Consider the following 20,049-nt stretch of genomic DNA (forward strand, 5'->3'; position numbering starts at 1 on the left):
TACAGATACAATGATACGAGTCTTCATCATAGAGGATCAAACGATCCTGCGCGAGTTCACCCGCTCCCTAGTCAACCACTGCCCGACGCTTGAACTCGTTGGAGAAACCGGCGACGGTTTAGACGGTTTTAACCAAGTAATGAAGCTCAAGCCGGACATGCTTATTCTCGATGTCGTCCTACCCGGACTAAACGGCATTAGCGTGATGAAGCGTCTTCGCAAGGAGCTACCCGAAATCCGCGTTCTGGGCTTTTCGTCCTTCCACAACAAGAGCCTCGTCAAGCAGATGATCGAAGCCGGTGCCTGTGGCTTGGTCCAGAAAACCGAGAGTCTCGACATTCTCGAAACGGCCATCAACAAAGTCGCTCTGGGCCAAACTTACTTCAGCCCGGAAATCGCCGAGATCATGCGCGAATTAATGCTCAACCCCGAGCGCGTCAGCACAATAGACGACCTGACCAATCGCGAAGTGGAGATCCTTAAATTGATCGCAGAAAGCCATAGTAACAAGGAGATCGCGAGTCTTCTAAATATAAGCGTAAAAACTGCGGAAACCCACCGCAACCGCATCATTTCAAAACTCAATATCCACGACGCACCTGGCCTCACCCGATTCGCCATCGCCAATGGCTTGGTCAGCGTTTACTGCGATTAGCCCCGCTACGGTTGCTCCTCAACGACTTTTGCCCAGCACAATGGGCAAGCCAAGCTGCCCCGCATAAGCCAACCCCTCGGCATCTTGCCCGGAGGAATGCAGCACCCCGAACACCACGCCCTCGTAGTCTGGCCGCGACATAAAACCCGGGTCGTGCCGCTTGTTATTCACCCCCCGCGTCACCCAGTGGTCACGTATGCGAGACACCAGCCAGTGCCCCACCAGGTCACCCTCGTCATCGCGGAAGACCACCATCATGCCCGGCTTTAGGTCATCAAAACGTGCGCGGTCCACTAGCAGGACCGAACCTTCATGAAAATACGGTGCCATTGAATGGCCATCGCCAACCATGACGCGCCAGTTTCGATTTTGCGCGACCACGACTTCCGCGTCCTGGATCGCGCGGACCATGTTCACATTGGTGACCATCCTTGAGGTCGCGTCATCATCGGCAAAAGCCGAGCAAAGAAAGCCGGCTAGTAGTGTAAATAGTAAGCAGACGGTGGCATTTTTCATACGGTTCTCCTCCCATTTCTTCGATTCGATTTCCCAACGCTTCGCGCGTAACAAAGAACATATAAATAACTGCCGCGACAGCAATCATATTAACTAACTGTTAATGTTATTTTTAATATAGGGAAATATACTTACGCCAAAGCCATGCCTACTTGAATACTATCCCTTAAATACTGAACGCAGGACCGCAGAATACAGTCTTAAACGGATAGGCGTACGACAGAAAATCATTTAGAATAGCCCAAGAATGAATACCAGCACCGCCATTAATGCCCTGACCACATTGCTCCTCGCCGTGCTGATGAGCGGTTGTGCTGCCCAGGATCGGCCAAATCTCTCGGCCCCCAGTTCCGCGCTATCTTTCCGCGAATCAAGCCGCGCCGCACTCACAGTGGAAGACCAACAGGATGGCCGCATCAGCGCGCCGGCGCAAGGCTCCTCCATGCAGCCGCTTTATGGCCCCAACGCCTATCTGGTCATCAACCCGATTGAGTTTCACGAGCTAAAGCCGGGTATGCTCGTCGCTTATAAGAACCTGCAGGGCATGCGTGTCGTCCACGAAATCGTCGACCGCGAAGATGGCTTCTGGACCGTAAAGGGCATCAATAACGACTTTGAAGACGCTGACTACGTGACGCCCAGCAACCTCATTGGCGTGGTCTATGGTTCCTTCGTTGCCGCTCAATAATGCTTGCCTGGCCTAATCGGGCCCGCGCTTTGTGCTTTCATTTTTCGGCGTGAGTCTGTTTCCTCGCCCGCATGCCTGAACAATCCATCAACGGCGGCCTCATCGAGTCGCTGGCCCAGGAAACCATCCACCGCTACCAGCTCGACAACGGCCTGACAGTCGTCCACAAGGAAGACCGTTCCGCCGCGTTAATTTCCGTCCAGACCTGGGTTAAAACAGGCAGCATTCACGAAGGCAATATGCTCGGGGCCGGACTCTCCCATTACCTGGAGCACCTCCTCTTCAAAGGCACCGAAAAGCGTGGGCCGCTCGACATCAGCCGCGAAATCAACGGCTGCGGCGGCTACATCAACGCCTACACCACCTTCGACCGCACCGTCTACTACATCGACGGCCCGTCCAGCGCCGCCGCAACGATCTTCGACGTCCTGGCCGACATGTCCCTCTACGCCGCCCTTCCGGAAGAGGAAATCATCCGCGAGCGCGACGTCATCCTGCGCGAGATCGACATGGGCCTCGATGACCCCGACCGCCGCCTTTTCCACACCTTTGCACACACCGCCTTCCGCGAGCACCCCTACCGCCACCCCGTTATCGGCCACCGCAAGCTGTTCGAGGGTGTCACCCCGGCCGATCTGCGCGCCTACTACCGCGGCCGCTACGCGCCAAACAATCTGGTGCTCGTCGTCGTGGGTGCCTTGTCGGAAAACGAGTGCCGCGACCTGGCCCAGCAGCACTTCGGTGCCGCACCGATGCGCCAGCTCGCTCCCGCCTTTGTCCCGGATGAACCGGCCCAGCTCGCCCCGCGCAGCGACCGCGCGACGGGAGATTTTAACGTCGTTCGCGGCTTCATCGGCTACAAAGTGCCTGGCCTCGCCGCAGCGGATGCCCCCGCGCTCGATGTGCTCGCCCGCCTGATGGGCAACGGCGCCAGCTCTTGGCTCTGGCAAAGCCTGCGCGAAAAACAGCGCCTCGTGCACAACATTAGCGCCGGTTGCTGGAACCCCGGCGACCACGGCCTGCTTTGGATCAGCTATCTCTGTGACCCCGGCAAACGCGAAGCCGTCGAAGCCGCCATCCGCAGCGAAATCGCCATTGCTCAGACCAAAGCGCCCCAACCCGAGGAGCTGGCGAAGATCGTCCGCCAGTCGCTCGTGGGCGAGGTCAACGCGCGCAAAACCGTCAGCGGCCAGGCCGCGCGCCTGGGCTCGGCAGAAGTCGTTGCCGGAGACCTCGGTTTTCCGCAGCAACACCTGCGCCGCCTAAGCAGCCTCACGCCAGGGGCCATTCGCGACGCCGCTAACCGCTTCCTCGTCGACACCGGCGAAACAGCCACCTCCATCGAGCCCAAGACCACTACTACCAGCGCGCCCTCGGTCAACACCGGCAAGGGCCTGCCCGACTTTGAAGAGGTCACGCTGAAGAACGGAGCCCGCCTGTTCCTGCAAAATGGCGGCAGCGTACCCAAGACCCACCTGCGCTACGTCGCCCGGGGCGGCCCCCTCTGGGACCCCGCTGGCCAGCGCGGTGCCACCGGCGTCTTCGCCACGCTCCTCGCCCGCGACACGACCAAGCGCACCGCCGCGGAAATCGCGGGCGCGATCGAATCTGTGGGCGGCGGCTTCGAGGAGCATGTTGGCAACAACACCTTTGGCCTCTCCCTGGAGACACTGAGCGGTGACTTCCCACTTGCCGCCGAGCTGCTCTCTGACGCGCTCCACCACGCCGCCTATTTGCCCACGACCTTCGAGATCGAGCGCGACGCCCAGATCGCCTCCCTACAGGAAGATGACGACGAGGTCCTCGAATGGAGCCGCCGCCAACTGCGCGCAAAATACTTCGGTCAGCATCCTTACGCGGTGGATTACCTCGGCCATGAAGACGACTTAAAGGCGCTGAATATCGACCACATTCGCTCGCTCGCTGGCAGGCTCCTCGCCGGCCCTAACGCGCTGATGGCCGTCACCGGGCAGTTCGACCGCAACCGCGTCGTAGACACGCTGGGACCCATTCTGGAGGCCTTACCCGGTGACTTCGCGCACTCGCCCTGCCCCGCGCTGGAAGCCCCGGCCGAAACGGGCTCGCTTACGCTGGAACGCGACCGCGAGCAGGCCATTGTCCTCGTTGCCTACCCGGACTCCGGCGTGGAAAATTACGAGGCTTACCTCGCCGGCGAAGCGCTGGACGAGCTCTTTAGCGGCATGTCCAGCCAGCTCTTTCAGAAGGTCCGTGAGGAAAAAGGCATGGCCTACTTTGTCGGCTCTCAGCGGCTGCTCGGGATTAACTGCGGCATGTTCACCTTTTACGCCGGCACCAGCCCGCAGCAGGCGGACGAGGTGGAGCGCGAAATCCTGGCCGAAGTCGAGCGCGCGCGCGCTGGCGGCTTCACTGGGCAAGAGTGGTCGGCCTGCAAAACCCGACTCATCGTCCGCCGAGAGCAGGCCCAGCAGTCCCCCGCCTCCCGGGCGATGCACGCCTGCCTGAACGCACTTTATGGCCAGCCGGTCAATTCTTGGCGCAATTATCCGGACCGTGTGCGCAATTTGAGCCTCGATCAGCTAACGACTTTCGCCACTGAACGCTTCACTCCTGATAAGCGGTTGATAGTGAAAACCTTGCCCAGCAAACGGTAGCTAATTACGCGTTTGACCTTGGCAACGCCACTGTGACGCGGAGGTTAAAGTTCCGCTTCACAACAGGCATCATCTTGAGTTTATTGGCTAAATTCGCACGATTTCTCTACGCTCGCACGCAAATTGCTTGGGTGAGGATTGGGCATGAGAAGCCGAACACATAACCGACGTCAGACAGAAGCCCGCTTTAGGCTAAAGCGGCAACATCCCGGCTTTGCGCTGGTCATTGCTTTGGGACTCATGTCCCTGATCGTCCTGCTGATATTCAGCCTCGCGACATTAACCCAGGTCGAGATGGCCACCGCCGTCCAACACCGCGCCGAGCAAAAAGCCCGCGAAAACGCCCGCCTGGGCCTACTCGTCGCCCTCGGCAACCTGCAAGCAGCCGCCGGGCCCGACCAACGCGTTACCGCCCGTGCGGAGATTTTGGGGGATGGTAACTACGCCAACGGTAAACAATTCTGGACCGGCGTATGGGATACCACCAACCCCACCAGCGAACCCGTATGGCTTATTTCCGGAAACACACAGATCACCGATGCCGCAGTCGGGAAGCAGTTGGTCAAGCCAACGACCTCCCCCATCGACGGCGAAATATTTCCAGGCATTCGTGCGCCCATGGTCGAAATCTTTAGCGATGACGGGCACCATGTTGGCGACTACGCCTACTGGGTAAGCGGCGAAAACGACAAGCTCCCCATGGCTTCTCTGGAACGCGCTAATAATTTTCCAAGCAACGAGATCGAGCGCCGCTACCTGGAATACCAAAACTTTATTCCTGACCTGAACTACCTCAGCGAGGACGGTTACAACAACGCCGCTACAGACAAATTCAATCTGGATGACAACGACACAATGCGCCAACACCTGGCCATCGCCATTTCAAACGACCAGTTTTCCGCCATCATGCAAACCAATGGCAACCCTGCGTTTCCGAACTGGCAGCAGGACTCCTTCTCGCATGATGCCACCGCCAACTCATGGACCGTGCTAGCAAATTCCAAAGATGGTGGTTTGAAGCATAACCTGCTCGACGAAACGTCCACCGAACTTCTCGCCAATGACGCGACACGCAATTTTTTTGTTGGCTATGACTCGCCGTTGATCGCGACAAAGAAGGACGAAACCAATGGTTATCAAAATGGTGCGCCCTACTTCGCGCCACGCGCCATCCCTACTGAAATCGTTTTGTGGATGGGAATATTTCATACTTGGTCAGACGCAAAAATCCGCATCCGCTATCACCTGCAGGTGGAGTTCTGGAACCCATACACCCTGCCGCTGGTTTACGACGCCGACACCCACTACAACCATGATCGACCCTTCGTGGTTTACTTTGAAAACTTGCCCGAAATTACTGTTCGGCAAGCAACGGGCACCTTGGTCGCTCCAGTCATCAAAGAAGACCTCAATGATCTAAGCGCCTACTCTGATGATGACTACAGCGAGCGCTACAGCATCAACTCCTGGGTGGATGTCGCACCCATCAGCCAACCACATGTGCCCGAATTGATGGCCGGCGAAGTTTACATGGCCACTGAGCCCAACCCTGCAACCCAGGCACGCGGCTTGGCGCGCGATTTTGGAACTCAGCGGTGGTCGGAGAACGCTGACACCCGCCCTGACGATTCTGATAAAATCGAGATCAAAGCGGTGCACCCTGAAAATGGCGTAAATATCATCATCAAGACATATGCGAACAATCCCGAAGATCGGGAAACTATCTTTACGATCAAAAATCTAAAGTTCGACGATTTCACCATCAGGAAAACCTTCCGAAACACCAGCGGTAACTCTGCTGACTCCTTTTCCCGCTCCAGCAGCAGTTCCTACTTACAAAGCGACTACACCATCGCCTACCACTATCGTCTCGATTCAGACGAATCCGACCCGGGTATCCTCGAAGAACTGATAAACGGCTTGGATATGAATGACCCCGTGCTGGACGCTTCCGAAACGTTCTACAGTTCGGACGGCACGGAATATAAAGTCTCCGATTTCATCGTGCCCGCCAGCACAGACCCGGCCGATGCCGCTCAGCTAAACCTGAACACCTTCTCCCTGCTCGATATCCACCGCGACAATACCAATCGCAGCCACCTAAACAGCGAGCCCGTACTCTTTAGTGATATCCCCCGTCGCGATAGCGATTTCGTCTCCCTGGGCGCTATCCGGCACTTGCCAATTTGGGAGGAATCCTCCTCACTGCTGGGTTCTCCACACCCCGAAGCGAAAAACGCGGTTTATGATAACTACTTTGTCGCGGGGGCTGGTGAATCGGAGGTGGATGAGCCGGAACCAGACGCCAACCCATACCTTACCTACCTGAAGCCGAGAGAGACCATCACGCCAGCCGACGTAGCGGAGAATGCATATGTGCACAGTGGCTTTAACATCAATAGCACCTCAGTTCCTGCCTGGATGGCCTTCCTCAGCAATCGGGGTGTCATCGAGAATGACGAAGGTAACGATATCCCTGTGCGTCACCTTTTCACGCGGCTGCCTTTCTACTCCGCCGAGAATCCTATCATCGAAACCGATGAGAATGCCTTGGCCCTTGGGCAAACCAGCTTTCCCCCTTATTTCCGCCAAGGCATGCGGGTCGTGGACATCGCCGATGCCAAGAATGAGCTGCTCGCGGTGGCCAATGGCATCGTCGACCATCTCAAAGAGCGTGGTCGCCCATACTACTCAATCGAAGATTTCCTGAATAGCGGAGTCATTGAAGACGAACTAGAAGACAGCAGCCTGAACGCAAATATTCTGAAGGACTCCAATGTCTATGTGACCCAGGGAGATGTCGTCGCCCAGCGCGCGGATGTCCTGACGGCACGCTCGGACACCTTCCTGATTCGCGCCTACGGTAGCGCGCGTGACACGCTAAACGACAACGTAACTTCTGAAGCTTGGATTGAGGCAGTTGCCCGGCGGCGTCCCATTATTGGCGGAGCCACTGATTCGACAATCAATGCAACCGAAACAAATCCACGTAGATTTGAAATCGTATCCTGGAGATGGTTAGACACTGCGGAAGTACAATAACGATCCTACTGATACTGGTGCAAACCGTGTTTGCGCTGGGAACAGATGATCAAGAAAAAGTCCGGGTTCATTTTGCGGTGTTGCCGCTCTCATCCCAGACTGCTCAGCAAACCCTCTATTACACCCAAGAGGGCAAGCCGGAGGTGTCCGACGCCATCGAGCTCAGCCTCAACCCGCGCGAACGCTCGGATTATTACTTTTACAATGGCATCAACCCAATGCCGGTCTTCATCAAAGAAAAAAACGAGGAAGGCGTTACCGAGTTGTCTCCGGTTTATCAGGTAAATTTCGCCAACTCAGGCGGGCGTTGGCTAATTATGTTAGAAGCTCCGCCCCAAGACCCGACACTCCGCCCGTATGGCAGCCACTGCATGCCCTACGATGAGTCGCGCTTCCCGGAGGGTTCACTGCTCTTTTTTAACACCACAGGTGCCAACTTCTACGGTATCCTTGGAGAAAATCAGGTCACCATCCAGCCAGGTGCCAATCAACCCATCGATATCAGTGAATACTACGAGGACGAAATTGCCGTTGGCCTGGTCGTCAAAGACGGTGACCAGATACACAAGGTACTGGTGAGCAAGATGAGCTTTTACCCGGATCGCCGCACGCTGATGATCCTGCGCCCACCCAAACGTTCAGGCTCTTACCGTATACAGGCCCAACGCATTACAGAATACATGGGCAAATTCGATTCCAACGACTCCGGTGCCTGATTTCGGCCTGGGCTTGATTTTTTGTCCGGTTCGGGTTTGAATAAGCTAATATGTCCGATTCTGCGACGCTCAACCCACCGGCCGATATCCGCATTGGCGACGAACGCCTGATCCAGCTGACCGAGTCCGCTGGTAAGAAGGCCAGCGCCCTCATCGCCCGAGAACAAAAGGGTGAATACCTGCGTGTGGCGATCAATGGCGGCGGCTGCAATGGCCTGTCTTACAAGATGAAATTCGTCGCTGCGCCCAAGAAGAGCGACATCCTCGTGCCCACCAGTGGCGTGCATGTGGTGGTCGACATGAAGAGCGCACTCTACCTGAAAGGGACCATCATGGACTACTCGGATAAGTTGGTCGGCGGGGGCTTCAAGTTTACCAACCCCAACGCCAAGAGCAGCTGCTCCTGCGGGGAAAGCTTCTCGGTTTAATTGGCCGGGCCAACTACTTAATCGCGATAGGATACTGACCGCTGATCAAGGGATCGGCCGCATCGAGCACGGGCTTCACCGCCGAGCTGTTTCCGGTGACGGTATAGGTAGTCGCCTTGCGGCCGTCAATTTTCTCCAGGGCATAGTCGGCACCCCCGGTTTTGCCGCTGGCCTTGGCCATCGCACCGAATGCCGCGCTAAATTTGTCCGACAGCGATTTGAACTGATCCGGCGACAGCTTAACCTCCTGCGAGCTGTTTGGCTGGGAGTCGACCCAGTATTCGTAGCTCAGCTCACCGGTTTTCATCAGCGTGAGGGTGAAATACTCCTCGCCGCTCTCATCGGTCACCGTCAGCGAATAGGCATAGGCCGCATCGTAGTCGAGCTTGGCCTCGGTTTTATCCGCCGCGAAGGCAGCAGTGGCAAGCAGAGACAGGGCAATGGCAAAAATTGATTTCATGGGCTTTTCTATGATAGATGCTATTTCGTCTTTTCCCGCTAAATATCAATCTTATTCCGCATGCCGATCATGAAATGGCCCTTGCCGGGCCTCGGATTACGAGGGCGTAACCGGAGATTGCATTTTCCGCTACGCCCATTAAATTTCGCCGCTATGCCAATTTACGAATACCATTGCCCGGATTGCGACAGCGACCACGAGATCCTAGTCCGTAGCTCCGATGAACCGCCCAAGTGCCCGGCCTGCGGCGGTGACCACCTGGACAAGCAGTTCTCCACCTTCGCTGCCAGTGGCGCGCCAGCCAGCAGTGGCGGCAGCAGTTGCTGTCACTCCGGCGGCTGCGGCTGCGGCCCTTCCCACGGGCGCAATTAACCCACCCACGATGCGGCATTGACATAAGCGACGCGAAATGCGCCGCTTATTTTATTAATGGATAAGAGACTCCCAATTGTTGCGCTGATCCTCGCACTTTGCCTGCAAGGCTGCACCTGGCTGGGCCTAGACGACGAAGAAGAAACCGACGCCGAGCGCGAAGCCCGCGCCCAACGAGTGACGGCGATTCAAAACAACAACCAGGCCATGGGGGCACCCCGTGGAGAGACCCTCGCCGATCGTCGCTTGCGCGATATTTACGAACGCCAGCAAGCTCTCTATCAACGCCTCAGCGACGAAGGTGCCGAGCTTAGCGACCCCGAATACGACCGCCTCATCACCGAAGTCCTGACCCAATACCAGTCCTACCTGCTCGACTTCCCGGACTCCGTCCACGGCGTGGTGCTCTACGGCAAAATGCTCCGCGATATCGATCAGCGCCACGAAGCGAACAAGGCCTTTATCCGTGCCAACCGGCTCGACCCAAACCTTGCCGTCGTCAAGCAACAGATTGGCAATTACCTTGCCGAGGAGGGCGAACCCGCTCTGGCACTGGCCTACTACATGTCGGCCGCCGAGCTCGAGCCCAACGAATCGCTCTACGCCTACCAGATCGGCGAAGTGCTCTACACTTACCGTGACGAGCTGATTGCCGATGAGGCGCTCGAGCCCGCCCTGCTAGACCAACAGATGCTGGATTCATTTGAGCGCGCACACCAGCTCGACCCCGACAACCGGCAGCTCAACCGTCGCTACGCAGAGGCATTTTTCGACGTCGACACCCCCAACTGGGAAAAGGCGCGCACCCTTTGGCGCAAACTGGAAATCTCCACCACCGACCCGGGTGAAAAGGACTGGATCCGCCTGCAGGAGGCGCGGGTGTTAATCAAAATGGGCCACACCGCCGAGGCCCGCCAAATCCTGAGCGAAGTCCAGACCCCCTCCCTGCAAGGTGCCAAGGAGCACTTGCTCTCGCAGGCGGGCTAGCCCCATACGTCTTTTAGAAACGTCACTCAAAAGGTAGCGCGGACCGTCTCGGTCCGCAAGCCAAGGCGATGCGCGAGTTTAAATCCCGTGACGCGGTTTAGCGCAACACGCGCCATTCGAACTTTCGATACCTTTGGCCAATCCTTGCGGACCGAGACGGTCCGCGCTACCTTTCTCAAGACTAGTTCAATAATCCGCCAACGCGCCCCACAGCTTCACAAACTCCACGGTGTAGGCTTTGACCGCATCCGGGTCATTGGTGATGAGCAAATTCTCCTGATTGTGAGATGCGGCGCTGCGGGTCCAATTGTAGCTGCCAGTCAGCAGGCGCTCGCCGTCGATCAGGGCAAACTTGTGGTGCATGTGGTCGGGGGCCAAGTCGACCTTGATCGCCAGTCCGCTGCGCGACATACGGGCAATGTCCGAACCGGCATCGCGCGCCTTGTCATTATCCGTGATGATCCGTACCGCCACGCGCCGTTGCCCGGCCTCGCGGATGGCCTCCACGATGCGGTCATCGGTGATCGTGAATACGCAAATATCCAGCGTGCGGCGGGCACCACAGATGCTGCCAATGATCGCATTGAGGCAGTCGTCGCCGGGGCTAAAATACGCGCTGCTATCGATGCGCTGCGTTGGCTTGCGCTGGATTTCCAGCACGGTCTTGCTCGCGTCCTCCAGCCAGTCGATCAGCGCCAGGGCGTTGTCTGCGTTTAGCTGATCACGGGCGAGGTCGAAGATTTTCGCACGCAAAATCGCCAACTCGCGCGCGTCCAGCTCGGCATCGCGCAACAGCGCGCGCACCGCCTGCAGCTCACTGCGGGAGATTTTGCCATCGGCCAAGGTCTGCCGCAAGGCGGACCCGATCTGCGCGAGGTCGGCCATCGCTTAACCACCCGCAACGATGCGGACAATCTCCAGCACGTCGCCGTTTTCAAGGGTCGCGGCCTTGGCCTCAGACTGGGTCAACGCCTCGCCATTGCGCTCGACGACCACGCGCTCCGGTGCCTGCCCGCGCTCGGCGAGGAAGTCCGGCAACGCCGTGCCGGCTGCGAGGGAAAAAGTTTCTCCGTTGGCGGTGATGTTAATCATAATCGTATGACAACGAATCACGCGAATCGCCGACAAGGCAAGTTAGAACGACGTTTTGCGGAAGCCCAGCTGCTCCAATGCGCTGGCGAACGAAGCCGCGTCCGTGGCCTGAATCAACGCGAGGTAGGGCGAGCCATCCGCGACCAGCCCGGGTGCCGATTCGCGCGCAACAGCCAGGTCATCCGGCTCCAGGGTCAGCGTGCTCAGGCTGCGATTGAGGTCCGACATGCGAACGGCATCAAAGCGCTCTTCGAGGATTAAGGTCTGCCGATCCGGCCCCTGCACCATGTAAATGAGCCACGTTGGCAAAGAGGCCTCGCTCTCCGTATCGGCCTCGATCACTTTCCATTCGCTGCCGTCGCCGAGCTTAAGCAGCCAGTAGCGATAATCCTTGGACGTGGGCTGCCCGCTGAAGAAAAATTCGTCCGCCGCCGTGCCGACTTTACCCGGAAACTTGAGGCCGCGCTGAATCTCTTTGCCCCAGATTCCAATCACCGCGCCTCCGCCTACGACGAGCATCGAGACCAGCAACAGCGCCAGCCGCCCCCAACTAAAGCCGCGCCCGCTCATGCCGGGGCCAGCTCACGCGAGGGATCCGTGACCAGTGCCTGGTCGAAGTCCTTCCACACCGCCTCATAGCCGTGGCTGCGGATCATGGCCGCGATTTGCGCCGGGGAACGTTCATCGGCAATGTGGAATTGCTCGCCGGGTTGCTCCTTGGTCGGCGTCCACTGGTTTTCGTCAAAGTGGTCGTAGCCGCCGGGCTCGGTCGAGGCACCGGCGCTCATCAGCGTCACGCCCAAGGGGACAATGCCATTGCGCAAAGACGGGGGCTCGCGGGTGGAGATCGTGATGCCCACGTGGGGCAGCAGCATGCGCAGCGCGGCGATCGTTTGCACGAGCTCGCGGTCGCTCATTAAATAATCGGTGTTTGGCTGCCAGCCACCAGCGGCCGGGCGCATGCGCGGCAGGCTCACGGAAACTTGCGCTTTCCAGCATTTGCGGAGCAGGTGCTGGGCGTGGGCGGCGACGGCCAGCGCCTCATAACGCCAGTCATGCAGGCCCAACAACGCGCCGATGCCGAGGCGGCGGAAACCGGCCTCGTAACCGCGCTCGGGCGTGTCCATCCGCCAGGCAAAATACTTCTTCGGGCCCGCCGTGTGGAGCTCCTCATAGGTCGGCTGGTAATACGTTTCCTGGTAAACGAGCAGCGCCTCAGCACCGGCCTCAACCAGGTGCGCGTAGTCGGGTGCCTCCATCGGGCCGAGCTCGATGCTCACCGCCGGCATGATGGGCAAAGTGCGCTTAATGCACTCGGCCACGTAGCCGTTGGACACCCACTTGGGATGCTCGCCCGCGACCAGGAGCAGCGAGCGAAATCCTTGCCGCGCCAGACGCTCGGCCTGCTCCACCACCTTGCTCACCGGAATGGTAATTCGCGGGATGTCGTTGTGCCGCGAAAAGCCACAATACTTACAAACGTTCACGCACTCGTTGGAGAGATACATCGGCGCAAATAGCCGCACCGCCTTCCCAAAGAACCGCTGCGTGATGCGCTGCGAATGCGCGGCCATCTGCTCGATACGCTCACCGGCGGCGGGAGAAATCAGCGCGGCAAAGTCCTCTAGCGTGCGCGCCTGCCCGCGCCGCAACACGGCGTCTACCCTCGCCAAATCTGCCTGCCGCGATTGCTCGGCAAGCCGCTCCAACGGCAGCCGCGCAAAGGCCTCGGAAAACGTTCCGACCGGCGCATCCTGGCATTCGTGGTATTTTCGTGGTGTGGACATTGGCGCTAGTTTCGCAGGTCTGAACGCGATTTCAAACCGGAAGATTGGAAAGAAAGTAAGTAAGCGAAACCAATAAACTAACCACGCAGGGACGAAGATTCCGGTTTTACGCCCATACCTTCGTGTCCTCCGCGGTTGAAGAAAAAAGCTACCCCAAAAACGCCGTCAGCGGGCTGGTGGCCTTAGCGGTGTCGGAGGTGGGGCCGAGGCCCATTTCGTAGGCAGCGCGACCGGCGTCGACGGCGACCGCGAAGGCCTGGCCCATTTTGGAGGGATTGCTGGCCACGGCGATGGCGGTGTTGACGAGAACTGCGTCGGCACCCATTTCCATCGCAGCGGCGGCGTGGGACGGCGCGCCGATGCCAGCATCGACCACCACGGGGACACGGGCTTGTTCGATAATGATTTCGATCTGCGCCCGGGTTTCGAGGCCCTTGTTGCTGCCGATCGGCGAGCCCAGCGGCATGACCGTGGCGCAACCGATGTCCTGAAGGCGCGCAGCGAGAACAGGATCGGCGTTGATATAAGGCATGACGGTCCAGCCCTCCTTGACGAGGATTTCCGCCGCTTTGAACGTTTCAATCGGGTCGGGCAGCAGGTAATTCGGGTCCGGGTGGATCTCGAGCTTCACCCACTTGGGCAGACCAGCGGCGGCGGAGAGTCGGGCCAGGCGGACCGCCTCCTCGGCGTTCATCGCGCCGGCGGTATTGGGCAGCACGAGGTAGCGGTCGGGCTCCAGGAAGTCGAGGATGTCGGCGAACGGATCCGCCTTGTCGGACAAGTTCGCCCGCTTGAGCGCCACCGTGACGAGGCCCGTGCCACAGTCGCGCAGCGCGTCGCGCATGAGCTCGTTCGAAGCAAATTTACCCGTGCCGACGAGCAACCGGCTAGGAAACTCGCGCCCGGCAATGACCAAAGGTTCGTTGGAAAGTGTTTGAGACATACCCAAGCTGACAATCGTCGCCAGAACGCAGAAAACGTCAATGAAGAGTTTGAGGCACCGCGCAGGTGATATAATTAAACATGTCCCCTTGTCGCCTCCTTGTTTTCCTGCTACTTGGCATCTGCACGGCGCTAGGCCTGCCCGCCGAAAGCAAACTAACCGCGCTGGAGTATCAGCACCTCGAGATCGAACAGGACGGCCAAAACGCCAAGCTGGACCTCTGCTTGTTCGATCCGTCCGCGATCAAACTGCGCGTCATGGACAACATCAACCACCTCGGCCTGCCCCGCACCCAGAAACTCGCCTATGCGATGTCCAAAGGCACCTATGTTGCGGGCGTCAATGGCGGGTTTTACGCTGTCAGCGCCTACACCCCCTACGGCCAGCAAATCAGCAACGGCGTGCGCACCGAAGCGTTCATTCCGGACAACTGGATGAAGGGCGTCATCCAAGTAAAGGACGATCAGCTGTCCCTGATCCACCGCGACGATTTCGAAGACTCAGAATCCATCACCCAGCTCCTGCAGTCCGGCCCTTGGCTTATCTACGATGGCAAAATTCCCGGCGAAGGTCTGGGCAAAGACCGCTACCACACACGGTCCTTCATCGCCTACGGCCGCGACGGCCGCTGGTTGATTGGTATTTGCGACACAGCCAGCCTCCTTGGCTTGGCCGAGATTCTGCAGTCCGACGCCGTACGCGAGCACATCGATATCGAGCGCGCCCTCAATCTGGACGGCGGCCCATCATCCGGGTTTTGGATGCGCAAGCCCGGCGGCGGAATCGTCAACATCCCGGAAATTTCAACCGTGCGCAATTACATCGGGCTGTATCGCTAGGAACGAAAGCTATCGGCGTGCCAGCAGAAAGGCCACGATTCATCTTTAGCTATCAGATCAGCCCGCAATGGATTTTTGCGGATGTAGTCTGCCTTCAGCACATATTCCTCATCACTCCGAATGCGATGGTCGAAAAACCGGTCCTGCCATATGATTGCCTGATTTTTGGCTAGGTAAGACTTCCAAGCTTGAATTAGGCGACTAGATTTAAAATCGCGGTGGTTGAACGTAAGTAACGCATGTAAATGATCGGGCATCAGTAGCAGTAAATGAACATACCAGCGATTTCCCTGATGATAGAACTTCGCCGCTTCGAAGACAGCAGTTGCGGTATCTGGATTCGCAAGCTGGTTTCGACCAGGCGGGTCAGTATTAATCGTGATGAAGTATATACTGTCTTCCGCAACCCAATCCGGCGACGCGTGGTCTAGCTTCTTACGCTTGAAGTCCGGTATTTTCAAAGCGCCAAAGGGTAGCGCGGAGCGTCCCCGCTCCGCAAGCTTCTTGTGATAGAAACAATGTCTCGAAGAATGACCATCCAAACAGGATATAGGAGCGGCTCCTGCTTGCTACGTCAGTCGGCGAGACATGGATTCTCGTTGGCGTGGCTTGCGGAGCGGGGACGCTCCGCGCTACCTTTCCACCAAGCCGTAAAGATATCAGCTCGCGTTGGGCGAGGCCTAGCCCTCCAGCCCGGCGATCTGTTCCTGGGCGGATTCCCAGTCGGCGTAGGCGCGCTCGATGTTGCGCTTGAGGGATTCGTAGCGGTCCATCTTTTCCTTGGTTTCGGCGCCTTGCTTGAAGAATGCGGGGTCCATCATCGCCGTCTCCAGCTCGCCGTATTCGGCCTCCATGGTGGCGATGTCGGCTTCGAGCTTGTCGCACTTTTTCTTGAGCGGGGCCAGCTGGCGATTGCGCTCGGCGACGAGTTGGCGGCGCTCTTTGGGGGAGAGGTTCGAAGGTTCGGAGGTGGGGGAGTTTGAAGGTTGGCCCTGGGAGGAGGACTTGGCACCGGCGGCGTATTTGTTTTGCGCAGCGGCGGCCTGCTCGGCTTCGCGTTCGGCGGCGATTTTCTCTAAATAGTAGCTAATATTGCCCGCGAACATCCGGGCACCGTCGCGGCTGATCTCCAGCGTCTTTTCGGCCAGCGGGTCCAGAAACGAGCGGTCGTGCGAAACGATGATCAACGTGCCGTCAAACTCCCGCAGCGCCTGCTGGAGCACTTCCTTGGAGCGCATGTCCAGGTGGTTCGTCGGCTCGTCGAGGATCAGGCAATTGAAGGGCTGGAGCAGCATCTTGGCGAGGGCGAGGCGGTTTTTCTCACCGCCGCTGAGCACCTTGACCTTTTTAAAGACGTCGTCACCAGTGAAGAGAAACGCGCCGAGCAACGTCCGCGCACGGCGGCCCTGCCCCTGCGGCGCGGCGGCCTCAGCGATGGATAGGGCGTCCGACGTCGGGTCAAGCTCCTCGGCCTGATGCTGCGCGAAATACGCCACCTGCACCTGGTAGCCAACCTCGCGCACGCCGGCCTGAATCGGCTCCACGCCAGCGAGGATGCGCGCCAGGGTAGACTTACCCGCGCCATTGCGGCCGACGATGGCGATGCGGTCCCCGCGCTCCAGCTTGAGGTCGAGATTGCGGTAAATTTCCAGGTCACCGTAGCGCTTTTCCACGCCCTGCAGCTCCAGCACGACTTGCCCGCAGTGCGGCGCGGGCGGCAGGCTGAAGGCGACCGTGGCCTCCTCGTCTTCGATCTCAATGCGCTCGATTTTCTCTAGGGCCTTGATGCGGCTTTGCACTTGGGCGGCCTTGGTGTTCTTGGCGCGGAAGCGCTCGATGAAGCGCTCGGTCTCGGCGATTTGCTTTTGCTGGTTCTCGGCGGACCGCTTGAGCGCATCGCGGCGCAGCACGCTCTCTTTTTCAAAGAACGAGTAGTTGCCGTTGTAATTTTCGAGCCGGCCCTGGCTGAGCGCCCAAGTGCGCGTCGTCAGGCTGTCGAGGAAGGCGCGGTCGTGGGAAACGATCATCAGCGCCCCTTCGTAGCTCTTTAAATATTGCTCAATCCAGGTGAGCGAATCGAGGTCCAGGTGGTTCGTCGGCTCGTCGAGTAGCAGTAGCGAGGGCTCACGCAGGAGCAGCTTGGCCATGGCGATTCGCATTTGCCAGCCGCCGGAAAATTCCCCGCAGTCACGATCCAGATCGGCCATTTCGAAACCCAGGCCCAGCAGCACGCGCTCCACGCGGGAGGGCAGTTTGTGCGCCTCGGCGTCCTGCAAATGGTGCTCCAGCGCGCCGATGACCTCCAGCGTTTCGGCGTATTCGTTGTTGGCGGGGTCGAGCTCCTGCAGGCGCGCGCTGGCGGCGTCGACCTTGCGCTGGATGTCGAGCACGTTCTCAAACGCGGTCATGGCTTCGTCGCGGAGCGAGCGGCCTTTCACGGCGAGCCCGTCTTGCGGCAGATGGCCGAGGGTTACGTAGCTGGCTTTCTCAACCGCGCCACCATCGAGCTCCTGCTCGCCCATGAGCACGCGAATGAGGGTAGACTTGCCCTGCCCGTTGGAGCCGACGAGGCCAATGCGGTCACGCGCGGTGATCGTGCTGGTCATGCCGCCAAAGATCGGGCGGGCGCCAAAGCGCAGCTTAATGTCTCGCAGGGTGATCATACTACTTAGTCAAAATACCAAATTCATGAACAAAGGGGCTTGCCACAAACATTTTATACAAGGCATTTTAATAACTACGGTCCAACCACCGTGCGCGATTCGCCGTTCGTCTCGCCATCCTCAATGAGTAAATTCGACCTATCTAACCCGTTTGAGGGCCGCGACCTGCGCGACCTCATGTGGAAAAGCAAAGGGCTTTTCAAAAACTATCTCTTCTGGCGCATCTTGAGTGTCGTTGCCGTTGTGCCATTTCCCCTGATCACTCAGCAGGTGATCGACAAGGGCCTGGGCGGCAAAGATCTGATGCTCTGCCTGCAATTGGCCAGCGTCTCCCTGAGCCTGCTGTGCGTCCATATCTTTGCCATGGTCAAGGCCGTCCGTCAGCTCTCGGGCAACTCCCAGGCGTTGACCAATTCCATGCGCGGCCGCATCTTTGCCAAGCTGCAGTGGATGCACTTTGGCTTCCTGGACAGCACTCAGACCGGGCGACTGCTCTCCAAATACGCCTTCGACACGCAAAACGTGGAAATGGCGCTCGTGCCAATGGTCTCCACCGTGATCCCCGAGCTATTCCGCTCGGCGCTGCTGATCACGGCGCTCGGCTTCATGAACCCGTGGCTGCTGCTGTTTATCTCACTGGCCTTGCCACCGGTGATCATCACGCGCGTGGTCTTCATGAAGCGCCTGCGCTTGTCCAACGAGCGCGTCCGCCGGGCCCGGGAAAAACTGACCGGCCATGCCAACGAATTTATCTCCGCCATCCGACTGGTCCGTGGCTTCGGCCAGGAAAAGCCCGTCGAGGAAAACATGGGCTCGATCAGCGGCAACTACGCCGACCGCCGCCGCACGCAAATGGAGCTCAACCAGACCTTTGGCTGGGTAGTGTTTTCCATGTTCGCGACCATCGAAATCCTTGCGGTGGCAATGGGCTCGATCCTCGTGCTGCATGACCAGCTGACCCTCGGCGCGCTGGTGGCCATGGTCGGCTCACTGCCGGTCATTTTAGCGCCGGCGCAGGTGCTGGCGCAGTTTAACCTGCAATACATGCAGGGCCAGGAAGCCTACCGCTCGATCAAGGAGCTGGTGGACTCCGGCTACGTCGAGCACTGGAAGGGCCAGGAAAAGCCCGAGCCACTGCGCGCCAACATCGAGCTGAACAACGTCTCCTTTAAATACGACCGCGCCGAGCGCTACGCGATTCGCGACATGAATCTCAAGATCAAGCCCGGCCAGCACGTGGCCTTTGTCGGCTCCAGCGGCTCGGGTAAGAGCACCATGGTCAACCTGATCCTCGGCTTGTATCCCCCGACCGAGGGCGAAATCCGCGTCGACGGCATTCCGCAGGAAGAGCTGGCCATCCGCTGGTTCCGCCGCCACTGCGCGATCGTCATGCAGGACAACTTGCTCATCTCGGGCTCCGTGGCGGATAATTTGCGCTTCGCCAAGCCAAGCGCCACGCACGAGGAGGTCGTTCACGCCGCCAAGGTCGCCAACGCGTGGGACTTTATTCAAGATATGCCGCAGGGCTTGGAAACCAAAGTCGGCGAACGCGGCGTCGCGCTCTCCGGCGGACAACGCCAGCGCATCGCCATCGCCCGCGCCGTGCTGCGCGACCCGGTGCTGCTGATCCTCGACGAGGCCACCAGCGCGCTCGACAACGAGAGCGAGCACATCGTGCAGGAGGCATTGGAACGCGTCGCCCAGAACCGCACCACGATCACCATCGCCCACCGCCTGAGCACCGTCCGCAAGGCCGACCTCATCGTGGTCCTCAACCAGGGCCAAGTCGTCGAAATGGGTCCTTACAAGGAGCTCTCTACGAAGAAGGGTGGCGCCTTTGCCGACCTGCTATCCATGCAGGAGCGGTAGGTTCCCCACATCTTGCATTGTAGTTGAAAAGGTGGCGCGGACCGAGACGGTCCGCAAGGATTGAGGAATTGCAATAGAAGGTTCACGCGACGCGCCTTGCGCTAAACCGATTTAACGAACTGATTCGACTCATTTGCCACTGCTTGCGGACCGAGACGGTCCGCGCTACCTCGATCTCGCGCAACCACCAAACCGTCTAGGCGCTTTCCGCGGTAAAAAAACGTCACGCTGCCCATAACCTGAAACCTACCCGGCCTACTCCGAAAAAGACTAGTGCTGCTTTTTAGAAAAACCCCATGCTTCTTTTTGGAAAAGCCTAGTGCTGTTTTTTGAAAAAGAAGCATGCTGTGTTACTCCAA

The 20,049-nt window shown here is 58.6% G+C and carries 19 protein-coding genes; 10 read left to right on the plus strand and 9 right to left on the minus strand.

Going from position 1 to position 20,049, the window contains the following annotated elements; all coding sequences use genetic code 11:
- Window positions 1-10: 10 nt before the first annotated feature.
- Entirely contained in the window at window positions 11-655 is a 645-nt protein-coding gene (locus O3S85_RS07470; protein WP_269539287.1) for a response regulator, read from the plus strand.
- A gap of 18 nt (window positions 656-673) precedes the next feature.
- Here O3S85_RS07470 and O3S85_RS07475 read toward each other — a convergent pair whose 3' ends face one another.
- Entirely contained in the window at window positions 674-1,171 is a 498-nt protein-coding gene (locus O3S85_RS07475; RefSeq protein WP_269539288.1) for a S24/S26 family peptidase, read from the minus strand.
- Window positions 1,172-1,418: 247 nt separating this feature from the next.
- Between O3S85_RS07475 and O3S85_RS07480 the strand changes: the two genes are divergently transcribed.
- The 5 genes from O3S85_RS07480 to O3S85_RS07500 all read left to right on the plus strand — a co-directional run bounded on the left by O3S85_RS07480 (window position 1,419) and on the right by O3S85_RS07500 (window position 8,678).
- Complete coding sequence (locus O3S85_RS07480; protein ID WP_269539289.1) at window positions 1,419-1,859, plus strand: S24/S26 family peptidase; 441 nt, start codon at window positions 1,419-1,421, stop codon at window positions 1,857-1,859.
- Between the two features lie 71 nt (window positions 1,860-1,930).
- Complete coding sequence (locus tag O3S85_RS07485) at window positions 1,931-4,492, plus strand: M16 family metallopeptidase (protein ID WP_269539291.1); 2,562 nt, start codon at window positions 1,931-1,933, stop codon at window positions 4,490-4,492.
- Between the two features lie 240 nt (window positions 4,493-4,732).
- A complete protein-coding gene (locus tag O3S85_RS07490; protein ID WP_269539292.1) occupies window positions 4,733-7,534 on the plus strand; it encodes a hypothetical protein in 2,802 nt (933 codons plus the stop codon).
- A 17-nt stretch (window positions 7,535-7,551) separates the two neighbouring features.
- Entirely contained in the window at window positions 7,552-8,250 is a 699-nt protein-coding gene (locus O3S85_RS07495; protein WP_269539293.1) for a hypothetical protein, read from the plus strand.
- 50 nt (window positions 8,251-8,300) lie between these two features.
- Window positions 8,301-8,678, plus strand: coding sequence for a HesB/IscA family protein (locus O3S85_RS07500; RefSeq protein ID WP_269539294.1), 378 nt, complete (start codon window positions 8,301-8,303; stop codon window positions 8,676-8,678).
- Between the two features lie 13 nt (window positions 8,679-8,691).
- Here O3S85_RS07500 and O3S85_RS07505 read toward each other — a convergent pair whose 3' ends face one another.
- Entirely contained in the window at window positions 8,692-9,138 is a 447-nt protein-coding gene (locus O3S85_RS07505) for a hypothetical protein (protein WP_269539296.1), read from the minus strand.
- Window positions 9,139-9,291: 153 nt separating this feature from the next.
- Between O3S85_RS07505 and O3S85_RS07510 the strand changes: the two genes are divergently transcribed.
- Window positions 9,292-9,510: an FmdB family zinc ribbon protein gene (locus tag O3S85_RS07510; protein WP_269539298.1), complete on the plus strand. Its 219-nt coding sequence runs from the start codon at window positions 9,292-9,294 to the stop codon at window positions 9,508-9,510.
- Window positions 9,511-9,567: 57 nt separating this feature from the next.
- Window positions 9,568-10,497 (plus strand): tetratricopeptide repeat protein, encoded by a 930-nt coding sequence (locus tag O3S85_RS07515; protein ID WP_269539299.1) that lies wholly within the window; start codon window positions 9,568-9,570, stop codon window positions 10,495-10,497.
- A gap of 186 nt (window positions 10,498-10,683) precedes the next feature.
- Here O3S85_RS07515 and O3S85_RS07520 read toward each other — a convergent pair whose 3' ends face one another.
- From O3S85_RS07520 to O3S85_RS07540, 5 genes are all read right to left on the minus strand, one after another.
- Entirely contained in the window at window positions 10,684-11,382 is a 699-nt protein-coding gene (locus O3S85_RS07520) for a phospholipase D-like domain-containing protein (RefSeq protein WP_269539301.1), read from the minus strand.
- Between the two features lie 3 nt (window positions 11,383-11,385).
- The gene (gene thiS, locus O3S85_RS07525) at window positions 11,386-11,589 is read right to left on the minus strand and encodes a sulfur carrier protein ThiS (RefSeq protein ID WP_269539303.1); all 204 of its coding nucleotides are present in this window, start codon (window positions 11,587-11,589) and stop codon (window positions 11,386-11,388) included.
- A gap of 42 nt (window positions 11,590-11,631) precedes the next feature.
- Window positions 11,632-12,159, minus strand: coding sequence for a hypothetical protein (locus O3S85_RS07530; protein ID WP_269539305.1), 528 nt, complete (start codon window positions 12,157-12,159; stop codon window positions 11,632-11,634).
- Entirely contained in the window at window positions 12,156-13,376 is a 1,221-nt protein-coding gene (gene thiH / locus O3S85_RS07535) for a 2-iminoacetate synthase ThiH (RefSeq protein ID WP_269539306.1), read from the minus strand. Before thiH ends, O3S85_RS07530 begins: the two co-directional genes overlap by 4 nt.
- A 148-nt stretch (window positions 13,377-13,524) precedes the next feature.
- Window positions 13,525-14,319, minus strand: coding sequence for a thiazole synthase (locus O3S85_RS07540; RefSeq protein ID WP_269539307.1), 795 nt, complete (start codon window positions 14,317-14,319; stop codon window positions 13,525-13,527).
- Between the two features lie 80 nt (window positions 14,320-14,399).
- Here O3S85_RS07540 and O3S85_RS07545 point away from each other — a divergent pair, with 80 nt between their 5' ends.
- Window positions 14,400-15,158 carry a phosphodiester glycosidase family protein gene (locus tag O3S85_RS07545; RefSeq protein ID WP_269539309.1) on the plus strand — a complete coding sequence of 253 codons (759 nt, stop codon included), beginning with the start codon at window positions 14,400-14,402 and terminating at the stop codon, window positions 15,156-15,158.
- On the opposite strand, the gene O3S85_RS07550 is transcribed toward O3S85_RS07545, so the two are convergent.
- Window positions 15,155-15,619, minus strand: coding sequence for an REP-associated tyrosine transposase (locus O3S85_RS07550; protein ID WP_269539310.1), 465 nt, complete (start codon window positions 15,617-15,619; stop codon window positions 15,155-15,157). The genes O3S85_RS07545 and O3S85_RS07550 overlap by 4 nt on opposite strands.
- Window positions 15,620-15,838: 219 nt before the next feature.
- The gene (locus O3S85_RS07555) at window positions 15,839-17,821 is read right to left on the minus strand and encodes an ABC-F family ATP-binding cassette domain-containing protein (protein ID WP_269539312.1); all 1,983 of its coding nucleotides are present in this window, start codon (window positions 17,819-17,821) and stop codon (window positions 15,839-15,841) included.
- Between the two features lie 123 nt (window positions 17,822-17,944).
- On the opposite strand from O3S85_RS07555, the gene O3S85_RS07560 reads away from it, so the two are divergent.
- The gene (locus O3S85_RS07560; protein ID WP_269539313.1) at window positions 17,945-19,690 is read left to right on the plus strand and encodes an ABC transporter ATP-binding protein; all 1,746 of its coding nucleotides are present in this window, start codon (window positions 17,945-17,947) and stop codon (window positions 19,688-19,690) included.
- Window positions 19,691-20,049 lie beyond the last annotated feature (359 nt).

Origin of the sequence: Cerasicoccus sp. TK19100, from assembly GCF_027257155.1 — a bacterium.
GTDB lineage: Bacteria > Verrucomicrobiota > Verrucomicrobiia > Opitutales > Cerasicoccaceae > Cerasicoccus > Cerasicoccus fimbriatus.

Bases quoted from the DNA above. Each gene is read 5' to 3' on its own strand.
- O3S85_RS07470 (WP_269539287.1), top strand. From the start codon at position 11: ATGATACGAGTCTTCATCATAGAGGATCAAACGATCCTGCGCGAGTTC.
- O3S85_RS07475 (WP_269539288.1), bottom strand. From the start codon at position 1,171: ATGAAAAATGCCACCGTCTGCTTACTATTTACACTACTAGCCGGCTTT.
- O3S85_RS07480 (WP_269539289.1), top strand. From the start codon at position 1,419: ATGAATACCAGCACCGCCATTAATGCCCTGACCACATTGCTCCTCGCC.
- O3S85_RS07485 (WP_269539291.1), top strand. From the start codon at position 1,931: ATGCCTGAACAATCCATCAACGGCGGCCTCATCGAGTCGCTGGCCCAG.
- O3S85_RS07490 (WP_269539292.1), top strand. From the start codon at position 4,733: ATGTCCCTGATCGTCCTGCTGATATTCAGCCTCGCGACATTAACCCAG.
- O3S85_RS07500 (WP_269539294.1), top strand. From the start codon at position 8,301: ATGTCCGATTCTGCGACGCTCAACCCACCGGCCGATATCCGCATTGGC.
- O3S85_RS07505 (WP_269539296.1), bottom strand. From the start codon at position 9,138: ATGAAATCAATTTTTGCCATTGCCCTGTCTCTGCTTGCCACTGCTGCC.
- O3S85_RS07510 (WP_269539298.1), top strand. From the start codon at position 9,292: ATGCCAATTTACGAATACCATTGCCCGGATTGCGACAGCGACCACGAG.
- O3S85_RS07515 (WP_269539299.1), top strand. From the start codon at position 9,568: ATGGATAAGAGACTCCCAATTGTTGCGCTGATCCTCGCACTTTGCCTG.
- O3S85_RS07520 (WP_269539301.1), bottom strand. From the start codon at position 11,382: ATGGCCGACCTCGCGCAGATCGGGTCCGCCTTGCGGCAGACCTTGGCC.
- thiS (WP_269539303.1), bottom strand. From the start codon at position 11,589: ATGATTAACATCACCGCCAACGGAGAAACTTTTTCCCTCGCAGCCGGC.
- O3S85_RS07530 (WP_269539305.1), bottom strand. From the start codon at position 12,159: ATGAGCGGGCGCGGCTTTAGTTGGGGGCGGCTGGCGCTGTTGCTGGTC.
- thiH (WP_269539306.1), bottom strand. From the start codon at position 13,376: ATGTCCACACCACGAAAATACCACGAATGCCAGGATGCGCCGGTCGGA.
- O3S85_RS07540 (WP_269539307.1), bottom strand. From the start codon at position 14,319: ATGTCTCAAACACTTTCCAACGAACCTTTGGTCATTGCCGGGCGCGAG.
- O3S85_RS07545 (WP_269539309.1), top strand. From the start codon at position 14,400: ATGTCCCCTTGTCGCCTCCTTGTTTTCCTGCTACTTGGCATCTGCACG.
- O3S85_RS07555 (WP_269539312.1), bottom strand. From the start codon at position 17,821: ATGATCACCCTGCGAGACATTAAGCTGCGCTTTGGCGCCCGCCCGATC.
- O3S85_RS07560 (WP_269539313.1), top strand. From the start codon at position 17,945: ATGAGTAAATTCGACCTATCTAACCCGTTTGAGGGCCGCGACCTGCGC.